We start from the raw sequence: 20,043 nt of genomic DNA, 5'->3' as shown, positions 1-20,043 counted from the left end.
GCATATCTGCAGCACCATACGGAGGGCTGCTTCTCCATTGAAAATTTAGTAAGGAATTTCCGGTTTTGCGCCGATATTCCGGGAGCGAGGAAATATGCTATTATTTCAAAATATGGAAGGGACTCGAGACGATGAAGGCTTTCGATAAATATGAGAAGCTGAAGTCGATAGTGAAGGAATGCGAATCGCTCCTGGTGGCCTTTTCTGGTGGAGTCGACTCTTCTTTTCTCGCAAGAGTGGCCTGCGATGCCCTCAAAGGACGGACGCTTGCAGTTACGGCCGTATCGGAGAGCCTGCCAAAATCGGAAAAGATCCAGGCCAAGACCATAGCTCTAGAAATAGGAATCCCGCATCTTTTTATAGAATCGGGAGAGATGGGAAATTCTGAATTTCTGAAAAACAGTTACACGCGATGCTATTTCTGTAAATCCGATCTCTTCGAGAGGCTCCGCTCTATCGCCAGGGAAAAAGGTTTCAAGTTTATAGCCTACGGCGCCAATGCAGATGACGAGGGGGATTTCAGGCCGGGCTCCCGGGCAGCGCTGGAGTTTGGAGCCATCGCCCCTCTGAGGGAAGCAGGGCTCACCAAGGAGGAAATAAGGCTTTTGAGCAGGGAACTGGGGCTTTCGACATGGAATAAACCTTCAAAGGCCTGTCTCTCCTCGCGGATACCATATGGAGAAGAAATTACGGCTGAAAAACTGAGGCAGATCGAGATGGCAGAAGAAGCGCTGGAAATGCTGGGCTTCAGGCAGTTGAGAGTCAGGCATCATGGAAGCATCGCCAGGATTGAATTGGGGGCGGAGGAGCTCGACAGGATAGGCAACCCTCGGATGAGAAATGAGATCGTCCGGCTTGTCAAGAAAGCCGGCTTTAAGTTTGTCACCATCGATCTCGAGGGGTACCGGATGGGTCCCTTTAATCCCGGCAGATCTCCGAAATGACCCGCAGGGGCCACAGAATGATGATGGCCTTGCCTATGATTCTATCTCCTGAAACGGTTCCGAAAACTCTGCTGTCGATACTGGATTCGGCATTATCGCCCATTACGAAATAGCCCTGCCCGCAGTCCTCCTTCACGCGCTTGATGAGAATTCTCTTCCCATCTGCCGGATCGAAGAATGCCACGATATCGCCTGTTGCAGGCCTCTTTCCTGAGAGAAGAGAGACTTTACTGATGAGGACCAGATCTCCGTTTCTGATGGTCGGAAACATGCTATTGCCGTTTATCTTGAATGGCTGGGCGATGAATCCGGTCACCATATATACAATGATGGAGAGCAGTGCATAAACGATCAGCAGATTTTTCAGGAAGGCGTTCATCTTCTCATTTTTCAAACATCCTCGGATCAAAGGCATCTCTGATCCCTTCGCCGAGGAGGTTGCAGGATAGCACCGTAAGAAAGATAGCAAAGCCGGGGAAAAGCGCAAGCCACCATGCATGCTGCATGTATCTCTGCGCCTCGGAGAGAATGCTCCCCCAGCTTGGCGTGGGTGGCTGGACGCCGAGCCCGAGGAAGGAGAGGGAAGATTCGGCGAGAATGGCTCCCGCGATGCCGAAAGAGGCTGAGACGAGAACGGGCGCCAGAGAGTTGGGAAGGATGTGCCTGAAGATGATCCTGAGATTCTTCGCCCCCACGGCTCTAGCGGCATGTGTGTAATCGATCTCCTTCAGCTTCATGAACTCTCCCCTGACATAACGGGCGATCCCGGTCCAGGAGATCAGGCCGATGACGATCATGATCTTGAAAATAGGTTCGATCTCTCTTATGAACGGAGGGTTGATGGCCATGACGGCCAGTATCAGAAAGAGGGTGGGGAAACAGATTACGATTTCGATTATCCTGGAAATTACGACATCGATGACCCCCCTGTAGAAGCCTGCCAGCGATCCCAGGATGAGGCCAATGATGAGAGAGATTCCCATGGCAATGACACCCACCTTGAGAGATATTGTAGTTCCATGGATGCATCGGGAGAGAACATCCCTCCCCAGGCCATCCGTTCCCATGAAGTGGCTCCAGTCTGGTGATCTGAGGACGGAGTTAATATCGGTCGTTTTGAAACTGTACGGAATGGGAGCCGATAGGATGAAACATCTCTTGCCTTCATGGAACTCTTTCCACCCGTCTTCCGGAGTTTCGGGAAGCTTGATGATCGGTTTTAGAAGAATGTAATCTGAAAAAGCTGGAAAATACACCCTCCCTCCTCCGATGAGGATGAGAGGTTTATCATTGGCGATGAGAGGCGCCAGGAGGGAGATCAGACAGAAGATCAGGATGATCCAGAGACTGAGCAGGGCGCTCCTGTTCCGGCGGAGATTGTTCCATCCAATCTTCCATGTGGAATGCTTCTCATTCATACCGAACTCTCGGGTCAGCAATCGTATACAACAAGTCAGCCACCAACGTTCCCAGCAGGGTCAGAACCGCAGAGATCAGCGAAAGACCCATCACAGTCGGGTAGTCGCGCTGGAAGACGGCCTCGAAGAAGAGCCTTCCTATTCCCGGCCAGGCAAATATCTGTTCTATGATGATCGAACCGCCGATCAGGGATGGGAGCATAAGCCCGAATAGGGTGATCATCGGGATGAGCGAATTTCTCAGCCCATGCTTGAACGTGATAACTTTTTCGTCCAGACCCTTTGCCCGTGCCGTTCTTATGTAATCCTGCCTGATCACTTCCACGAGACCTGCCCTTGAGAACCGCGAGAGGAAGGCGAGTCCAGCGTAGGAAAGGCAGATGGCAGGCAGCAGGAGATGAACGGCTCGGTCCGTGATCCAGTGGATGATGCCGAAACTCTCCGCACCTTCAGATTCTATCCCGTAGAGGGGAAGAACCTTCAGATAGACCGCAAATATTAACTGAAGTGAAATCGCCACCCAGAAGTTCGGGAGCGAGTAAAGCATGGATGAGATGACGCCGCTCGCCCGATCGAATCTTGAGTTCTGCCGCGAGGCAGACAGTGCTCCCACAGGAATGGCAATGATGAACATTATGAGGATGGCGAAGAGGTTCAGAACGATTGTATTTGGAAGTCTCTCCAGGATCTTTTCCGAGACGCGGCGGTGATCCGAGAACGATTCTCCTAAATCCAGGTGGATGAGATCATTGAGCCAGAAGAGATACTGTTCCAAGAGGGGTCTCTGCATATGATAGATCTTTTTCATCTGTTCATATGCTTCCGGAGGAAGCGTTCTGACCGTTCCTTCATCGGATAGCGCTTCCAGGGGACTGCCCGGGGCCAGATGAATGATTACGAAAACGATGAAGGTGATTCCAAGCAGAGTGACAGCAGCAATACCGACCCTTTTAGCGATGTATCGATACATTATTTGTATTTCTGTTCGCCGGCGGGAACCCACCAGGCTATGACGCCGGGATAGAACTGCCATATCCCCTTGGGCGAGGTCTCGATGTCCCTGAATCTCTTATCCATCGCGAGGCATGCTGCGGGATGGAAGAGATAGGTGTAAGGCTGATCCTCGTGCAGTATCTTTTGCAGCCTCCGGTAGATCTCCTTTCTCTTTTCGAGATCGAACTCCCTCCTCCCCTCGAGCAAAAGCTTATCGGCCTCTGGATTGGCATAGCCGCCATAATTCTGTCCGTTGAGGTACTGGGAGGAGTGGTAAAGTTCGTACGGGTCTGGATCGATGTCTTTCCGTAGCCCGGACATTGCAGCTTCAAAGAGATGGTTTCTCTTGCGTTCTTGGAAAGTGGACCATTCGAGCTTCGTGAGGTTCATCTTCACGCCGAGCCGGTCGAGGCTTTCCTTGAAGAGAGCCGCCATCTGTTCGGATGTCTCGGGACCCGCCGGAAAGATCATGGTGAATTCGAACTCTTGTCCGTCCTTGTCCCTGATTCCGTTACCGTTCGTATCTCTCCACCCCGCTTCCTCCAACAGCTTCTTTGCTTTCGCGGGATTATAGGCGTGAGCCTTCAGTGTCTCATCATTAGCCCACGTGTCAGGCTGGAAATCCGTCGTAGCCACGCATCCAAGCCCGAAGTAGATGTTCTTGAGAAAGCCCTCGCGATCCATGGCATGGGTCATGGCTCTCCGTACTCTTCTATCGGTGAAGAATCTGTTGCTTCCATCCATGTTCCAGCTTATGTACCAGAGATAGATGGGATTGTAGACCAGTGTCCTGAGTCGCGTTTTGAATTCACTCCTGTCTGTATCTTTCTGGAAGGTGAGAGGCGGAAGATTGGTGTAGTCGATGTCCCCCGTGAGGAGCGCCTCGAATCTGACCTTCTCGCTTGGGATGATCTTGAAGATGATCCTGTCGAGAAAGGGTTTAACGTCCCAGTAGTCCTTGTTGCTTTCCAGAACGATCTTTTGTGAGCGCTCCCATTTTGCCAGTTTGAAAGGACCGCACCCTATCGGGCTTTCGTTGTACTTCGACTTCAGGAAATCTGGCTCTCCGGCATAGATGTGCTTCGGAATGATGCTGATGCTCCACGTCGAGAGGGCAGGAGAAAAAGGCTCTCTGTACTTGACTTTGAATGTGTGTGGATCGGGAGCCGATATTTCCGCTACATCCTTGAACATCCCTATCTTGTCTTTTGCCATGGAGGCTGGATCCATGATCCTCTCGAAGGTAAACCTGACATCCTCGGAAGTGACGGGAACCCCATCATGCCATCTGGCATTATCTTTCAGATGGAAAGTGATGGTCAGTCTGTCCTCGGAGATATCCCAGGATCTTGCCAATCGCGGGATGATGTTAAGGTTCCTATCGTGATAGACGAGGGATTCAGTGACGAGTCGCGCGATTATGTCTGATTGAACATCACCAGCGGAGACGAAGTTCAGTGACTGGGGATCGGCGGCAAGCGCGGCGACAAGTGTGTCACCTTCCATCCCGGCTCTGCCCAGAGATTTTTCGGCGACAGAAAATTTTTCGCCGACGTGAGTACCCTTCTCACTCCAGCTCCAACCAGAGAGGGATGCAATCATCAGGACTAAAAGAAGTAATGATAAGCATCTCAACAGGAAATGGCCGGAGTATCTTGCCCTAGATCGGGATTTGTCGGGCATGCTGCTTGATCCATGAAGATTGAAGGTCATCTGGTGATTTCCAGTGAGGATTCATTCATGGAGTCATCGAGGCATTTCAGATACACCCTGTCCGATTCCTTAAGATCGACTGAGAAGCTGAATGTCTCCTCCGGAGAATCGCAGATTCTATCTTCCGGCTTTGCCAGGCTCCAGTCCTTTCGATCAATGGAGTAAAGGACTTTCTGAACCTTTCCCGTCGCATCTTCGACATGGAGATCAATGAAAAGCCTCTGCCCTTCGACGCTCTTCCTGACAATCTTCATTTCCGGGGGAGTGCCATCAACGGTAAAGGGCTCTGACTGGATCTCGAAAAATCTTTCTTCACCTGCAAAATTGGAAGGGGAGTCGTCTGCCCTGACCTTTATCCGGTACAGACCATCCGGCACTCCCGAATGGTTCCATAGATAAAAATTCTTCCCTCGGACTTCGTCTAGTTTCGTCCAATCATCTCGCGTCTCCGGCCTGAAAAAGATGGTGAAGAGAATGGAATCACCGTTGGGGTCGGATGCCTGCCAGGAGATTCCCTTCTCACCCCTTTCTATCTTTCTCTTTCCTTTCTCAGAAGAGGATCCAGGAGGCGGTTCCTGCTCGGCCTCGAGGAATTGCCCTGCCTTGAGGATCGATAGCGACCCGATCTCGGGCGCTGCATTGAACTGGAGATAGGGTATGGTTACGCTGTAAAGGATGGGAGACTTCCCCGGGTCGATCCTCGAAAGATGAGCCTTCCACTGGACGAAGCGCGCGGGAGGCGATTCTATCTTTCCCGGAGCAAGAGGATTCATAGATCTCGACCATTCGCTCCATCCGGAATCAGGAGTCTCAGTGTTCCCGGACCTTGTATAGATCTCGATCCTCGTTCCATCTTTTTGTTCCACACTGCATCGCATCTTTCCCCATTCGGACCGCATTCCCGTATCGAAGGGTCTCGAGACGAAGGTACCCGAACTTTCCAGTTCCTGGCTGAGATGGTAGGCTTTTCCCATGTTGCTCGTCACCATAGAAAGCCCGGAATTCCTGGAGGGTATTATGGAAATCACTTGGGCTTCCGGGAGCTTGAAGAGAAGGGTTGCTCTTCCATCTTCTTCCAGCCGGTAGATCCTCCCGGGTTCTCCCGTTCCAAAATAGATCCTGCCATCCTTTCCCGCGCATAGCGTATAGATATTTTCATGGTCGAGCTTGAGAAGAGGCCGCGCGTCGACTCCCCTGGAGATGGCATGGATGACAGATCTCGGCCTTTCCGGCCCCCTTTTCTTTTCCGGAAGAGGGAATCCTTCCACGACAGCCGTGAACTTCTTGCCGGGAGTTTCCTCCATCGTTGACTCGGCGACCTTCCTCTCGAACTCAGATGCCGGGATAAGCTCCTGCAGCTTGAATAGCAGGGGAGGCGAAGGAGGCTCAAGTTCGAGATGGGAGATCATCGATGCGTATACAGTCCCGTCCTGTCCGATTGTGATAGAGGAAACCTCGCTCCTGTCCGAGGCCAGGAGGACGTTGGCTGTTCCTTCAAGGCTGATCTTGTACAGAATCCCTTTCCTGTCGGAACCGGCAAGGAGATTGCCATCACCGTCGATGGCCAGCGAAACGATGTGAGACTCATCGCTGTCAAAGAAAACCTGGTACTCTCCATTCTTTGAGATGTTGAGGATGAGACCTCTCTCTCCTGTGGCTGCAAAGAGGTTCCCCCTGGGATGAAAGGCCAGAGACCAGATGTACCTCTCCTGAGGTTCGGAGAAGATTTCATGGTTGCCGCTTTTGGTGATCCTGTATATCTTCCCCATCGGTGAAGTTCCCGCATAGATGTCCTCATTGTCATCCATCGCCAGGGCTGTCACCTCGCTCTCGTCAGCCTTGAAGAATATGGAGACTTTCCCCTCTTTCGTGATCTTATAGATGATGCCATCATTGCCGCTTCCAACGAAGATGTTTCCCGCAGAATCGACAACCTGGCACCAGAAGAAAGGGGACAGACCATCGGGCAGCGTCGTTTCACCGAGGGGTTTGACTCGGGGAGAAAGCATCATTCCGCCGGATCCCGGAAAAGAAATCCCCTGATGCGTTCCCTTTTCAAGATGGCCGCGTTCCGATTCCGTCCAGAATTTCACTTCGGAGGATTGAGCCGGCTGAAATGGAAGAGATATAGAGATGAGAATGATCGGATAGAGAAGAATGCTCTCTTTCATTTTTCCTCGACGTCCAGAGCGATCTTTTTGTAACCCTCGATGGTATAGTCCATCTTGATCGATTCCTCCAGGACCGCTCGTTCGTCCATGACGAGATAGTTTCCCTTCGTCTGCGGCCTGATGATGATGGAGGAACGGGAGATGGGAAGATTTGGAAGCCTGACCCCGCGTATGAGGATCCCGCGATCTTCCCTCATGAACAGGAGGTAGATTTTGTCATTTGTCCTGAGGTTGTTGAGAAGCCAGAGAAGATGGTCGAAATCTCTTGGAACGAACATCTCTTCCTGAGCTTCCATCCTGCTCAGTACATAGGCGTCGCCTACCTGAAGATAGAGCTTCCCGGGAGGAATCTCTTCAGGAATCTGCACTTCCTTCACTTCGGTGATCTCTCTTCCGCGATAGGGTTTGACTGAGATGCTGACCTGGAGCTTCTCGCCCGGCTTGATCCTGCTCCGATCGCACCAGACCCTCCCGAGCCTTGCCATCTTCTTGGAATGAAAATAGTCAAGAAGGAGGTTGATCCCTTCGATGCGGGACTCCGAATATTCATTGTCCATGAGCAGATATGTGATGAATGCCAGCGTGGCCGTGGAAATGAATTTCGAGTAATCACCGGAATAGAGGTTGACCAGATTCACGCTTCTCTCTTCCGAGAGTCTGATCATTGACCCTTCCTTGAAGCCGATAGTCGCATCCCCGTACTCTTTTTCTGCGGAAGAGAGGATGCTGTTGAGGGAGTGGAATAGGAGGACGGGGGTGAGAAGCTTGTGATCGATGACGTCAAAACTGTAAGAGATGGATTTTTTGTTCTCGGTTGAGATTTCCACACGCACCGGGATCGTTTTCGATTTCTGACCGAGCCTTCCTGCCATGCCCGATGCCCTGTCTTCCGTGAATGTGCCAATCTCTGTCGTAGTGTCCGCTATCTTGAAGGATGCGGCCAGATTGGGAAGAAGCGTCTCCACTTTTGCCGCAGTCATCGGTATGTCGATCCGTCCGATGTTGAAAAGTGGATGTCCGAAAGCCAGAATCCTGTCCCCGTCGACGGCCGTTACCGTACCCACTGCGGAAAGGTTGATATCCCCTTTTATGAGCTGGATCCCCACGGCGGACCCCGGCTCCAGTTTAGGTTTGACATCCGTTGTATTTTTCGAACTTCCTCCGACCTGCATCGGAGAGAGGATGGTTCCTGACAGCGTTTTCTCGAGCTCAGGGATGTAATTACTGTTGAATCCGGAAACGACCAGTGGCATCCCGATGGGAGAGAGGCTTCCGGGGATCATCCCGGCCTCCATGTTTGAAAAAAAAGAGTTTTTCAAAAAGCTCTTCAGTCGTTCAGGATCAAACAGTGTCGATATCCCTGCAGCCCGGGATGAAGAGATGCTAGTGTGTACCGCTCCTCCTGGACTTTTCTCTATTTGAAGCATCTCCTCGATGGGCGTGATACCTGCGATGGCCTCCTTTGAGAATCCCCACATGAAGGCAGTGGCTCCGACAAGCTTTCCATCGATGTAAACCGGGCTTCCGCTCATCCCGCTCAAAACACCGGTCTCTCCCAGTGGGCCTCCTGAAAGTCTTGCCAGAATTATGTTCTGTTTTGGTCCGACCTTCTCCAGTTTGCCGAGGATTTCGACCTGGAACTCTTCCACTTTAGTTCCACCAAAAACCGTCTTTCCGACACCCTTCATGCCAGCTCGGACATCTTCGAATTTGATGATGTCAATCTCTGCAAAGACAGAGGCAGAAAAGAAAAGCAAGGTGAAGATAATAAGAGAGAAGATCCATAATTGGAGCAATCGAATTCTTAAAGGCATCGGGTGCATCTGAAGACTCCGTTTGAAGATAGTAACATAGGGAATAAGCTGTATCAAGAAAGGCAGTTGCATCGATGCAGCGCGGGAGTTTTTTATTCAATAGAGTTGTTTTTGGCGCTATGAATGGGTTGCTTTATATTTGGCTTCGAGTTGCTCCCGGGTTTCCTCGTGATTTGGGTCTTTCACGATGCAGTCTACCGGGCAGACGGAAATGCACTTCGGGTCATCGTAGAAGCCGACGCACTCCGTGCAGAGATCCGGGTTGATGATGTAGATGTTCTCTCCTTCTGAAATGGCCTGGTTGGGACATTCGGGCTCACAGGCCCCGCAGTTGATGCATTCCTCATTGATCAAGAGTGCCATTTGTTCCTCCCTGGTCTTTGATTGCAGTTAAAGAATCATTAAAAATAGCATAACGCATCCAGACGGTCAAATCATTTCCGCAAACAGCAAAATTCCTAAGAGGCTGTGGAGCGAAGGGATGAAAGATTCCAAAAAGCCAATGGACACTCATTAGGGCGTTGCGATTGAGCGTTACATGCGGGAAGGCACTGCGATGCCCATCAGTTCGAGGGCTTTCGTAAGCCTTATGATGAATAGATGCGTGATGATGATACGGAGCTTCTTAATCGCGGGGTCCTTCTCCTTCATGACGGGGTACTTCTGGTAGAAAGAGTTGAATTTCTGTGCAAGCATGAAGCAGTATTTTGCGACTGCGGAGAGCTCAAGGGTGTTCGTGGAGCACTCGAGGATTTCATCCATCTTGGAGATAAAAATCACGATCTCCCAGTGATCCTGTGATCCGGCTGGATCAAGAGATTCGAAACTGATCTGATCGGCCATCCTCTCGATCTCTTTTTCGTGGAAGCTCTCTCGCTCTTTCATCTTGTTGAAGATGTTCCTTGCCCGGACGGCAGAGTACTGAATGTAGGGACCGGTCTCGCCATCGAAATTGAGGGCATTGGCAAAGTCGAACGAGATCACCTTATTCCGCGTGAACTTGAGCATGAAGTAGCGCAGAGCTCCCGAAGCAACATTTCTGGCGATGTTCTCGATGGCTTCCTGTCCCATATCCGGATTCCTTGACTTGACCTCCCTCAGGGCTCCCTCGAGCAGTTTGTCAAGGAGATCATCGGCCTTAACCCCCTGTCCCTTCCTTCCCGACATCTCGATATAAGGCCTGGCCTTATCTTCTTCGGAAACTTCAAATCCCATCTCGAGTGCGCATCGGGGGCTCAGGGCTACCATCTCGTAAGAGAAGTGCACGGAGTTCTCTCCCTCTTTTGTAAACCCGAGAAGCATCAATCCCTCCTTTACAATCCTCTGGAGGTAGGACTGCCTCACGTCGATGACATTGACAACTTGATCGGCCTTGCCGAAGCCGGGATGTGAAGCCTCGATGAATTTAGGCGACGTTGACCAGATGGCTCTTTCCGCGTCGTAGCTGCGCCATTTCCTGTAGAGGAAGTCTTTTCCAAGGAGTCCGAATTTCCAGAGTTGATAGGCGATATCCTTCCCCACGTAGGTGGCTGTGCCGTTGCTCCGGACGATGATCTTCTCAGATTCATCAACCATCTCAGAGTCGGAGAAGACGGGAAAGTTCATCACCCAACACCCGCTGTTCTTCCCCTCCTCGCAGAAATAAATGGCCTTCTTTTCCTTGAGCAGCTGGAGCGCTTTCTCCCAGAACTTCATGGAAATGACATGGCTTTCCCAGACGAGCAGATCGTATATGACTCCAATTCTTTCCATCGTTGCGAGATGATGATGAACGATCCGATTGGCAAGATAAGAGGCAAGGCGGGCCGTTTCGTTGTTCCCCTCCTCGATGGCCTTCAATGCTCTTTCGCGAAGCTCGATCTTATCGGGATTCTCTTCGTAGTAGGCAGTTACTCGTGAATAGAGATCCCAGCAGAAGTAGTCGAATTTACCGTTGATGGTCATAATCTTTTCAAGGTCGTAATTCAGAAGATGCTGGAACCCGACGACGAGGTCCGCCACCTGGACTCCAGTATCATCGATGTAATTCTGCACCTCGACGCAGTATCCGAGGTGGCGAAGGACGCGGCTCAGAGTGTCCCCGAGGACGGCATTTCTCAGATGTCCGATATGGGCGGCCTTATTGGGATTGATGTTGGTGTGCTCCACGACGATCTTGACAGAGCCTCGGCTTTCATCCGTCTCTGGCGCCGCAGTGCTGGCGAAGAGCGACTTCGTAAATTCCGTCCTGTTGAAGAAGATATTGATGTATCCCCCTCCGGCGATTTGGACTCTGTCGATCTCTGGAGGTTTCTCCAGGGTGGCCGCGATCTCCTCGGCTATCAGCCTTGGTGCCTTTTTAAGCGTTCTTGCGATCTCAAAGGCCACTGGGGTCGCCATGTCTCCGAAATCGGGTCTTGGAGGATACTCGATGGCGGCATCGATCTCTAATCTAAATTTCTTCCTGATCGCATCGGAAAGGATATTTTTTACGACCGCTGCCGTCAGCATTATTGCTCCCGAGCGCAAAGTATATAAAATTCCCACCCTTGCTTCAATGACGCTATCATTCCATAATAAATGAATAGTTTCCTTGACGGAAAAGGGTTGTCACCATATAATTTAAAATAAATGGGCAACGTGCAGATGAGCGGACGGAATTGCACTTTATTTTTTTCTTTCATATTTCTCGCCTGTTCTGCGTTTATCGGTTCCCTTGCATCTAATCTCAACGCCGATCCGGGGTATTACCCGGCACCAGAATTGAACAGAGAAGAAGCGGCAAGACAAGTCATTGATTCAGTGGCTTACGCGATTAACAGCCCGGACCCGCCCGTGGATTGTGCCACTATCTCCATCCTTAACGTGAAGGAAGCGGCTTCTGCAGATGATTCCCGGTTCAATCCTTTTCTGAAATACCTTATGACAAAGCCATCACTGCAGGATGAAAGCATCCACAGAACCCCGGAAGGGAACTTCCTCATCCACTACACGAAAGATCGTGGCACGATAGATGCCGTGCCCCTGCCGGATCACAACAAGAATTCCATCCCGGATTATGTGGAGACGATTGGAGAAGCCCTGGAAGAGGCAAGAAGGTTCTACATCGAGATGCTGGGTTATCGCAATCCTATCGATCGGTTCGCTCCGGGAAAACCCTGCGAGGTTTTCGTCCTCAATCTTGGAGGAAAGGCAACAGGAGCAACCATTCCTGTTCAAGACGTCTCATCTTCCAGCGAAAATCGGGCAGCGAGCTTCATCATGATCGACAACATGATCCTTGGTGATAGCATCATCCTTAAATCTTCAGCAGCCCACCAGTATGCGCACGCCATTACGCTGGCATACTCCTTAAAAAATGAATCCTGGTGGACCGAGGCTGCGGCAATATGGTTGGAGGACAGGCTCTATCATACTCTTCCTAAATATCTGGATAGCATTGCCTTCCGATTGCACTCGAAAGGAAAGGCGTTGAACACTGATGACATCAGATTATTCCAGGGAAACACCCTGTGGACTTTCTTTCTGGGTGAGAAGGATGTGAATCTCGTAAGAAAGATCTGGGAAGAAATGGAACTCTTTCCGGAAGCTTCTCTCCTGGAAGTCTTCGCGAAGGTACTCGAGAGGGAAGGGCATGGCACCCTTCAGGAAAACTTCTCAGACTACGCCATCTGGAACCATTTCACGGGAAGCCGCGATGACGGAAATCATTTCCTTTTTGCTGGACTCCTTCCCGATCCGGAATTTGATTCTTCGTATTCCTGCTATCCTGTAGCCGGGATCCAAGTTGATAACCCTCTGGAATCTCTCGGGATGTCCTTCATAAGATTCGAGAGCGAACGAACACGCGGAGCGCTAATCGTGAGCTTCGATGGCGACCAGAGCTGCCGCTGGGATGTGGACATGCTCATCGTGTCCGATAATCCGCCTTACTATTTCAAAGCGAAGATGGATCTAAGTCCAGCAGGATATGGAACGATCGGGGTTCCATGGGAGAGAGTTTCTGAAGTGATCATGATCGTCAAGAATATCGATTGCAAGGATGAATCCAGCGGAAAATACAGCTACATGGCTTCCCACGATCCGTCTTATCCTTTTGAGTTCAATTTCTTCAACACCTCTGAAGAAGATGGAAAGATCGCGATACTCTGGGAGACCGGTTCCGAGACTAACCTCTATGGATGGAACGTTTACAGAAGCGTTGAACCGGAAAAGAACTTCTCCAGAATCAATGAAATCATCATACCGGCCTTGGGAGACTCTTCCACTCCTATCATTTACAAATTCATCGATGACAGCGCCAGAGGATCTGTGAAGTATTATTACTACGTCGAGGGCGTTACTTGCGAAGGATTGAGCAGCCGCTCTTTCGTCTCCTCAACACAGATCAAGAAGTAAGCCTCAAAGAACATCAATTTCCTCAGATGATGGCTTTTAAAAACTATCAAACAGGACGAGATACTAAAGGATGTAGATAAGGATGATTGTTGTGTTGTCCTCGCCGCCGTTGGAGTTGGCTTTTTCTATGAGGTCGTGGCCGATCCGTTCTATGTCTTTGTTGTGTCCTTTATGAGCGATGACTGAGTCCAGAATCTCGTGATCGGAGAGGGATGTATTCAAGCCATCCGAGCATAGGATCAGGATGTCATCGTGTTCGAGCTTCTGGTTCGTCACGTCGACTGCGACATTCTCGTTGATTCCCAGGGCCCTTGTAATAACGTTCCTCAGGGGATGTCCTTCGGCATCGCTCTTCCTCATCAATCCGTTCTTGATCTGTTCATTCACCCAGGAGTGGTCCGTCGTGATCTGAGTAATCCTGCCCTTTCTTATCAGATAAGCCCTGCTATCTCCGACAAATCCAACAGTAAGTGTGTCACCGCTGATCTTGGCGGCAACTATTGTCGTCCCCATCCCCCTCAATTCACCATTAGAGCGGACTGATGAGATGATACTCCTGTTTGCATTGAGGATTGCCTGTTTCAACAGGGTGGTGTCCCTGGGCAGGCCAGGAGTGCAGGCAGCGTTCCCCTCTGAGGAAGAGTCGATGTGATTCTTAAAGAAGTCGTAAGCCGCATCTACGGCAATCCTTGATGCGACCTCTCCGGCAGCATGGCCTCCCATACCGTCGGCGACGGCAAAGAAACCAATGTTCGGGTCTGCGATGCAAGAGTCTTCGTTATGTTCTCTCTTGAGCCCGGAATCCGATATTGCAAAACACTTTAATTCCATCGATGAGCTCTTTCTCTTACTTATCTCTTGCCTGGCAGCTCTGGAAGATGCATCTCTTCCTCATGCTGTAGAGAAGAAAATTTTAGGTATTGCCTGCCTCTCTGTCAAGCTCATTAACTTATATGGCTAGCATCTTAAAAGTGTTTTAAGATAATTCGTATGGTTGAAGGTTTACCTCGCTAAGGCTTTATACAAGAGGGTATCATTTCTTTTTCAAAGGCGAGGCCTGCTGTGTCCTGGAAGAAAGAACCTTCTTTGCCATCCCGCGGATTAACTCGGGAACGTTTTTATCATTCTGCATCTGCTTCAGGTCCGTGTTCGTGAGCCTGTGGATCAGTGACGTGGAAATCCCTGGGGGTGTCTTGGGGTTCTTCACGAGATTCAGCAACACACCATAATGCTTCGTCCACTCTCTGGATCTTCCGACTTCCCTGAGGATCTCCTCATCTACGTTCTTTGCCGCTGCGATGATTTCCACTTCCTGTTCTGAGAGTTTGGGATTCTGAAGAACGGTCAGGGAGACGATCTTGTTGGAGTCGCGGACGAGGATCCTCCGCTCGGCGAGCGACCCTTTGAGAGCCCTCATGATCTTTTCCGGGACGCTCATAGTCATGATGTTTTTATAGACATTCCGCACATCCTGTGGCTCTGATTCGAATTCGTATCCATCAAGGATGTAGCTGTCGCCGATGACTGCATCGACATCGATCTCGGAGAGTTCTTCCACAGACTCTTCGGTGGTCTCGACAACCGGTTCTGCTCTGGCCTCTCCTTTCAGGAATTTTTCCTTCAATTCTGTGAGCTTCGTCTTCAACAGGTCGTTTAGCCGTGGATTCTTCTCGATGGCATCGACAAGGGATGGAGAGGCGATAAGCCTCTGTTCGTTCGTGATGAGAAGCTCCACGACGTCGGCTGAAGCCGTCTCCGCGATCCGGGCGAGGGTCCCGTCATCCGCGGAGGGGTTCTGAAGTATCACCTCGAGGAATCTTTTATCGTCTCTTCTATCGATCGCAAAATGAAGAAGGACCGATGGATGGCATCTCTTTTCCGCGAGCATCCTGAAGAGTTCATCTTCGGAATAAGCTTTCAGTTGCCTGGAGGCTTCCGCTTTCACGGAGCTGTCCGCATCGCCGAGGAGAAAGACTTTGAGGCGGAGAAGAGAGAGGGGGGGTAGCGGTAGAGCTCCCTTTGCTGCGGCCATCCGGATGTGGGGCGGAGCCTCACCGTCGAGAATTAGTTTCTCGATAAGATCAAACCCCTTCGTCGGCTGAGTTTCCTTTTCCCCGATGCTTTCTTCCATCATTGACCTGTCACTTCGCCGGGTATGATCTTGAATCTTCTACTCTTCCATCTTCAGCCGATGGAATATCGGAAATCTCCCCGGCAATACTCCATTGTCGGTACCGCAGGAGTATGAGAGCCGCAAGGGCGGCAAGGATCACAAGGATTATGAAGATGAGTTTTGATCTCCTTCTCTTCGGCTTTTCAGATTTCAGAATTGGAGCGAACTTCATCTGGCCCTTTTCCTTTTCTGCCTGCCTGGAGAGTTCCAGCAGATAGCTGTTTACCATCCTCTCCGGATCAAGCCCGATATGAGCGGCGTAAGCCCTCACGAACCCCTTGTTGAAGATCTCTCCTGGAAGATGCTTGAAGTCGTTGTTCTCAAGAGCTTCGAGGAAACGGATGTTGATCTTTGTGCTGTCGGCAATCTCTCTCAACGTGATGCCCCGCAGCTCCCTTTCTCTCCTTAGCTCTTCACCGAACGATGACATTCTCTATTCCTGTGAGACCGTTTCATCTCTGCCATGAGAAATGCAATGTTTCACACGGACCGGTGCCCTCCTTGAAAAATGATATCCATGCCTGCCAATGATTGCAAGAAAATTATCAGCTATTCTGTGCAAGGGGTTGTGGGATAATGATTCTATTTTAGCGAAGGTTCTCCAGGCGTCTCGTGGCGGCAATCTTGAGGATAGTCCTAAGCTTCTTGTTATCCCTGAGATGCTCCAGGTCTTTCCTGAGAAGTCCGTTAAGAGATCTCAGGGAGTCATGGACGGGAGTCCTATCATTCATGAGAATGGCCATCCTGACGGGATATTGCAATCCCCATTTCTGATCCCGCGCGATAATGGAAAGAATCTCCGGAGAAACATTCTCGTCATTCGCGATAGTCACCACGTCCTCTTCGACGGTTCTCCAGTTCTTCAGGAGGGCTTCTATGATCCTCGGCTCCCTGCTCTCCCGGAGCTTCGCAATGAGCGGACGGGTGGCTGCCCGAGCGAGGGAGATCTTCTCTCCCAGAGCCATCTCATCCAGCCTCGCCTTGATCAATTCTTCTGCGATCCTTCTCAGAGGAGGAGACAGGCGGTAATTATCGGCGACGCTCAGGAGGTCTTTCCAGAATAAAAATTTGATGAGGTTCAGCCCATGATGCCTGGGAGTATGGGGATGATTCACGATCCCCACCTTGATTCTGTAAACTTTCGTCCATCGGGTATTATTGCAGATCCTTTCGATAAGAGAGCATGTAAGTCTTGGATTCTTGAGGAGCATTGTGACGTGATTTTCATCGATCGCCGGATTGGAGAGTGCGCCATCTGCATAAGACGGGGCAGCCCTTTCGAGGTTTGCGTAAAGCTCTTCGGATGTAGCCGTCATCCCTTTCTGATGCAAAGTCTCATCCTGAGACATACTAACCTCAGCCGGCTTTTTGTCCTGTATTTTATCGAAACTGCCCGCTCATTGCGAGGAGCCGCATCAATCTTCCTTATCGATGAGCATAATGCGGATGTCCATGACGTTAGTGCCTGTAGGACCTGTTACGATGAGGTCGCCCAGCTCTTTGAAGAAATGGTAGGAATCGTTGCTATCAAGATACTTCCGGGGATCCATCTTGAGTCCGCAGGCTCTCGAGACCGTGAAGCCATCGGCGATCGCTCCGGCAGCATCGGTAGGACCATCGGTTCCATCGGTTCCAGCGCTCAGCACCACAGCGTTCTTCAACCCGTCGATCTCAATAGCCGAGGCAAGGACGAACTCCTGGTTCCGCCCGCCGAGTCCTTTGCCTCTAACGGTCACGGTCGTTTCTCCTCCAGAGATGATGCAGGCTGGGCTCCTTACAGGGTTTCCAGATTTGAGAACTTCCTTCAGCATCGATGCATGGACTCTGGCAGCTTCTCTTGCTTCTCCTTCCAGCATCGTCGACAGGATGAGTGCGTTGTATCCGAACTCCTTCGCTTTCTGACGAGCAGCTCTTGCCGATTTGAGATTGTTCCCCACGATCAGGTTCTGTGTCTTCAGGAAAGCCGGGTCATCCTCTTCAGGAGTTTCTTCGATCTGCCCGCTCATCCCCTTTTCGAGAAATCGCAGGATGCTGGCGGGGGTTTTTCTCTCGATTCTGTATCTCTTGAGGATTTCCATGCAATCCTTAAACGTCGTTCGATCTGGAGCGGTGGGTCCAGATGCGATTGAATCGATCGGGTCGCCAACGATGTCGGAGAGTATGAGAGATATCATTACGGATGGGTAAGCCCGCATGGCCAACTGGCCCCCCTTCAACATCGAGAGATGCTTTCGGACAGTATTGATTTCGCGGATGCTTGCCCCGCACTTGAGAAGGATGTCGGTCAGTTTTTGTTTGTCCCTGAGTTTGATCCCTTCACGGGGAGCGGGAAGGAGGGCGGAGCCGCCGCCGGAAATAAGAGTGATGACCAGATCCTCTTCGCTGGTGCGACTGAGAAGCTCAAGGATCTTTTTTGATGCAATCAGACCCTGGCGGTCGGGAATTGGATGTCCGGCCTCGTGAATCTTTATCTTCTTCAGCGGAGCCGAACAGCCATACTTGACGACGATGAGTCCTTCCGTCACCCGTGAAAGCAACCGATGACCCAGGACATCTTCGATAGCCTGTGCCATCCTGCCGCTACCTTTTCCTGCTCCGAGGACAAAGATATTTCTGAATTTCCTGAGGTCATATCGGCGATTGCCTACGGTAAGCTGGCTTCCATCGCGGCAAAGTTCGCCCTTGACCGCTTCGTAGGGATCGGCGGCCTTCAATGCTGCCCTGAAAATGATCGCCGCATCTTCTTTTAATCTTTCAACAACGTTCATAAGCTGTTCAATTATATTCCCTTAACTGACGTGAACTCAACGTCTTAGATAGTATCAAGAATTCTCCTGGACTGGAAGTGAATCGCAGAGTATACTTAATGTCGAAACGCCATTTGTAACAGGTTGTAGCGAAGGAGGAATCAATGCAGGTTAGGAAAGTCTTTACTATTATTGCCATAGTTTTTATTTTTATGGCTTCTCTTTTTTCGACTTCTGCTTTCGCGGCTGCGGAGATTCAAGAACGAAAGGATGGATCGGGTTTATATTTGCTACGTGTGGAGAGGCAGGGAATGGAAGACCTATCCACATTCCTCGCCAGCGGTGTTCCGGTTGTCATGGAGATGCGATTATCTCTCTTCGTTGAAGGGAATGATGAACATCTCCGATGGCTTAACGAAAATGGATATCAAACCACGATCCTACATGACGACCCAGCGTCTTCGGATTACTTTGTGATCGGTCTGCGGTCAGATTCGGACATGGATGCTATCCATGCTCTGGGAACCATCCTCCACGAAGAGGAGAACTGGATTCTCGTCCGTGTGGACAGGGATACATCCTTTGAGACTCTTGAAGGAGCGAGAGTCTTCGTGAGCAGGATGCCCCATGAGGCGATGAAAACTCCTAGAGAGAATGATCGCTGGAACAAGTGGAAGAGTTCCAGGCAATCCGGCGATCCTGCGGCATCGGCCGAATCTTCTCTCGGGCCTGCAAATCCGCTCGTTCAGAAGATAGTCGATCAGGTCAAGACGGCTGACATCGATAAGTTCTGGCAGGATCTCACGGACAATCCGCCGACCGGAACTCGTTATTCCACGCATCAGGGCTGCAGGGATGCGGCGGCATACTGCAAGAACCATTATGAGAGTAAGAAGTTGCCCGTGATCTATCAGGACTGGAATCCTTCTCACGCTCCCAACGTTGTCGCCACCCAGGAAGGGGGACTCTATCCCGATCAGATCTACATCACCGAGGGGCATCTTGATGATCTCCCTGCCACTCCGCCAGCACCGGGAGCAAATGATAATGCATCCGGCAGCGTCACCGTCTTAGAGTCATCACAGGTGATGAGCTGCTGGGCTTTCAAGAGTACGGTGAAATACCTCAACGTCACGGGCGAAGAGCAGGGTCTTCTCGGCAGCAACTACTATGCAGACGATGCTCTTGCCAAAGGCGAGAACATCCTTGGCGTCATCAACATGGACATGAACGGCTGGGAGGGGGATGGCATCCCGAATCCAGAGAATCTGGATGTGAACTACAACGGGCCATCGCAGTGGCTCGGAGAGCTCTTTGACGAATGCTCAGTGAAGTACAATACCGGTCTTGTGGTCGACGACTTCTACTGCCCCAGCCTTACCGTATCCGATCACTACCCCTTCTGGCAGAACGGATACCCTGCCATATGCGGGATCACCGATAACGAGGGATACTGCGGCCACGGCGGCAACTATCCTTACTATCACCAGTCAACGGATACGATAGCCAATTGCGGTGATCCCTCTCTGTTCTATGCTGCCATCAGAACCTCCATCGCGACGTTGTCGGAGATGGCGGAACCGTTCAAGATCACGATGACCAAACCATACTACGCCTGCGGAGCAGACATCGGGTTGCTCGTCGGCGATCGCGATCTGAATGCCGATCCAGGCATGCAGGAAACGGTGACCGT

At 50.8% G+C, this 20,043-nt stretch carries 16 protein-coding genes; 3 read left to right on the top strand and 13 right to left on the bottom strand.

Annotated elements, in window-relative coordinates; genetic code table 11:
- The first annotated feature begins 131 nt into the window (after positions 1 to 131).
- The gene (gene larE / locus AB1756_05235) at positions 132 to 944 is read left to right on the top strand and encodes an ATP-dependent sacrificial sulfur transferase LarE (GenBank protein MEW5806736.1); all 813 of its coding nucleotides are present in this window, start codon (positions 132 to 134) and stop codon (positions 942 to 944) included.
- Here the strand turns inward: larE and lepB are convergent.
- The 8 genes from lepB to AB1756_05195 form a co-directional block, all read right to left on the bottom strand.
- Entirely contained in the window at positions 919 to 1,359 is a 441-nt protein-coding gene (gene lepB / locus AB1756_05230) for a signal peptidase I (protein MEW5806735.1), read from the bottom strand. The two genes, larE and lepB, sit on opposite strands and share 26 nt — an antisense overlap.
- A complete protein-coding gene (locus AB1756_05225; protein ID MEW5806734.1) occupies positions 1,328 to 2,362 on the bottom strand; it encodes an ABC transporter permease in 1,035 nt (344 codons plus the stop codon). Before AB1756_05225 ends, lepB begins: the two co-directional genes overlap by 32 nt.
- The gene (locus AB1756_05220) at positions 2,355 to 3,332 is read right to left on the bottom strand and encodes an ABC transporter permease (GenBank protein MEW5806733.1); all 978 of its coding nucleotides are present in this window, start codon (positions 3,330 to 3,332) and stop codon (positions 2,355 to 2,357) included. Before AB1756_05220 ends, AB1756_05225 begins: the two co-directional genes overlap by 8 nt.
- Positions 3,332 to 5,068: a peptide-binding protein gene (locus AB1756_05215; protein ID MEW5806732.1), complete on the bottom strand. Its 1,737-nt coding sequence runs from the start codon at positions 5,066 to 5,068 to the stop codon at positions 3,332 to 3,334. The genes AB1756_05220 and AB1756_05215 overlap by 1 nt, the downstream gene beginning before the upstream one ends.
- Positions 5,065 to 7,239, bottom strand: a complete 2,175-nt coding sequence (locus AB1756_05210) for a hypothetical protein (GenBank protein ID MEW5806731.1) — start codon at positions 7,237 to 7,239, stop codon at positions 5,065 to 5,067. The genes AB1756_05215 and AB1756_05210 overlap by 4 nt, the downstream gene beginning before the upstream one ends.
- Positions 7,236 to 9,053 carry a hypothetical protein gene (locus AB1756_05205; protein MEW5806730.1) on the bottom strand — a complete coding sequence of 606 codons (1,818 nt, stop codon included), beginning with the start codon at positions 9,051 to 9,053 and terminating at the stop codon, positions 7,236 to 7,238. Before AB1756_05205 ends, AB1756_05210 begins: the two co-directional genes overlap by 4 nt.
- 117 nt (positions 9,054 to 9,170) lie before the next feature.
- Positions 9,171 to 9,416: a YfhL family 4Fe-4S dicluster ferredoxin gene (locus tag AB1756_05200; protein MEW5806729.1), complete on the bottom strand. Its 246-nt coding sequence runs from the start codon at positions 9,414 to 9,416 to the stop codon at positions 9,171 to 9,173.
- A gap of 171 nt (positions 9,417 to 9,587) precedes the next feature.
- Complete coding sequence (locus AB1756_05195; protein MEW5806728.1) at positions 9,588 to 11,543, bottom strand: arginine--tRNA ligase; 1,956 nt, start codon at positions 11,541 to 11,543, stop codon at positions 9,588 to 9,590.
- A gap of 135 nt (positions 11,544 to 11,678) precedes the next feature.
- Here AB1756_05195 and AB1756_05190 point away from each other — a divergent pair, with 135 nt between their 5' ends.
- Positions 11,679 to 13,430, top strand: a complete 1,752-nt coding sequence (locus AB1756_05190) for a hypothetical protein (GenBank protein ID MEW5806727.1) — start codon at positions 11,679 to 11,681, stop codon at positions 13,428 to 13,430.
- Between the two features lie 63 nt (positions 13,431 to 13,493).
- On the opposite strand, the gene AB1756_05185 is transcribed toward AB1756_05190, so the two are convergent.
- The 5 genes from AB1756_05185 to AB1756_05165 all read right to left on the bottom strand — a co-directional run bounded on the left by AB1756_05185 (position 13,494) and on the right by AB1756_05165 (position 18,371).
- Positions 13,494 to 14,261: a Stp1/IreP family PP2C-type Ser/Thr phosphatase gene (locus AB1756_05185; GenBank protein MEW5806726.1), complete on the bottom strand. Its 768-nt coding sequence runs from the start codon at positions 14,259 to 14,261 to the stop codon at positions 13,494 to 13,496.
- Between the two features lie 202 nt (positions 14,262 to 14,463).
- Positions 14,464 to 15,564 carry a hypothetical protein gene (locus tag AB1756_05180; GenBank protein ID MEW5806725.1) on the bottom strand — a complete coding sequence of 367 codons (1,101 nt, stop codon included), beginning with the start codon at positions 15,562 to 15,564 and terminating at the stop codon, positions 14,464 to 14,466.
- A gap of 7 nt (positions 15,565 to 15,571) precedes the next feature.
- The gene (locus tag AB1756_05175) at positions 15,572 to 16,033 is read right to left on the bottom strand and encodes a helix-turn-helix domain-containing protein (GenBank protein MEW5806724.1); all 462 of its coding nucleotides are present in this window, start codon (positions 16,031 to 16,033) and stop codon (positions 15,572 to 15,574) included.
- A 157-nt stretch (positions 16,034 to 16,190) separates the two neighbouring features.
- Positions 16,191 to 16,952: a hypothetical protein gene (locus AB1756_05170; protein MEW5806723.1), complete on the bottom strand. Its 762-nt coding sequence runs from the start codon at positions 16,950 to 16,952 to the stop codon at positions 16,191 to 16,193.
- 66 nt (positions 16,953 to 17,018) lie between these two features.
- Positions 17,019 to 18,371, bottom strand: coding sequence for a glycerate kinase (locus tag AB1756_05165; GenBank protein MEW5806722.1), 1,353 nt, complete (start codon positions 18,369 to 18,371; stop codon positions 17,019 to 17,021).
- 143 nt (positions 18,372 to 18,514) lie between these two features.
- Here AB1756_05165 and AB1756_05160 point away from each other — a divergent pair.
- Positions 18,515 to 20,043: M28 family peptidase (locus AB1756_05160; GenBank protein ID MEW5806721.1), on the top strand; the 1,529-nt coding region annotated here is incomplete at its 3' end.

This window comes from Acidobacteriota bacterium (assembly GCA_040752675.1).
GTDB lineage: Bacteria > Acidobacteriota > Polarisedimenticolia > JBFMGF01 > JBFMGF01 > JBFMGF01.
This window is presented reverse-complemented; position numbering and strand designations above follow the sequence as displayed.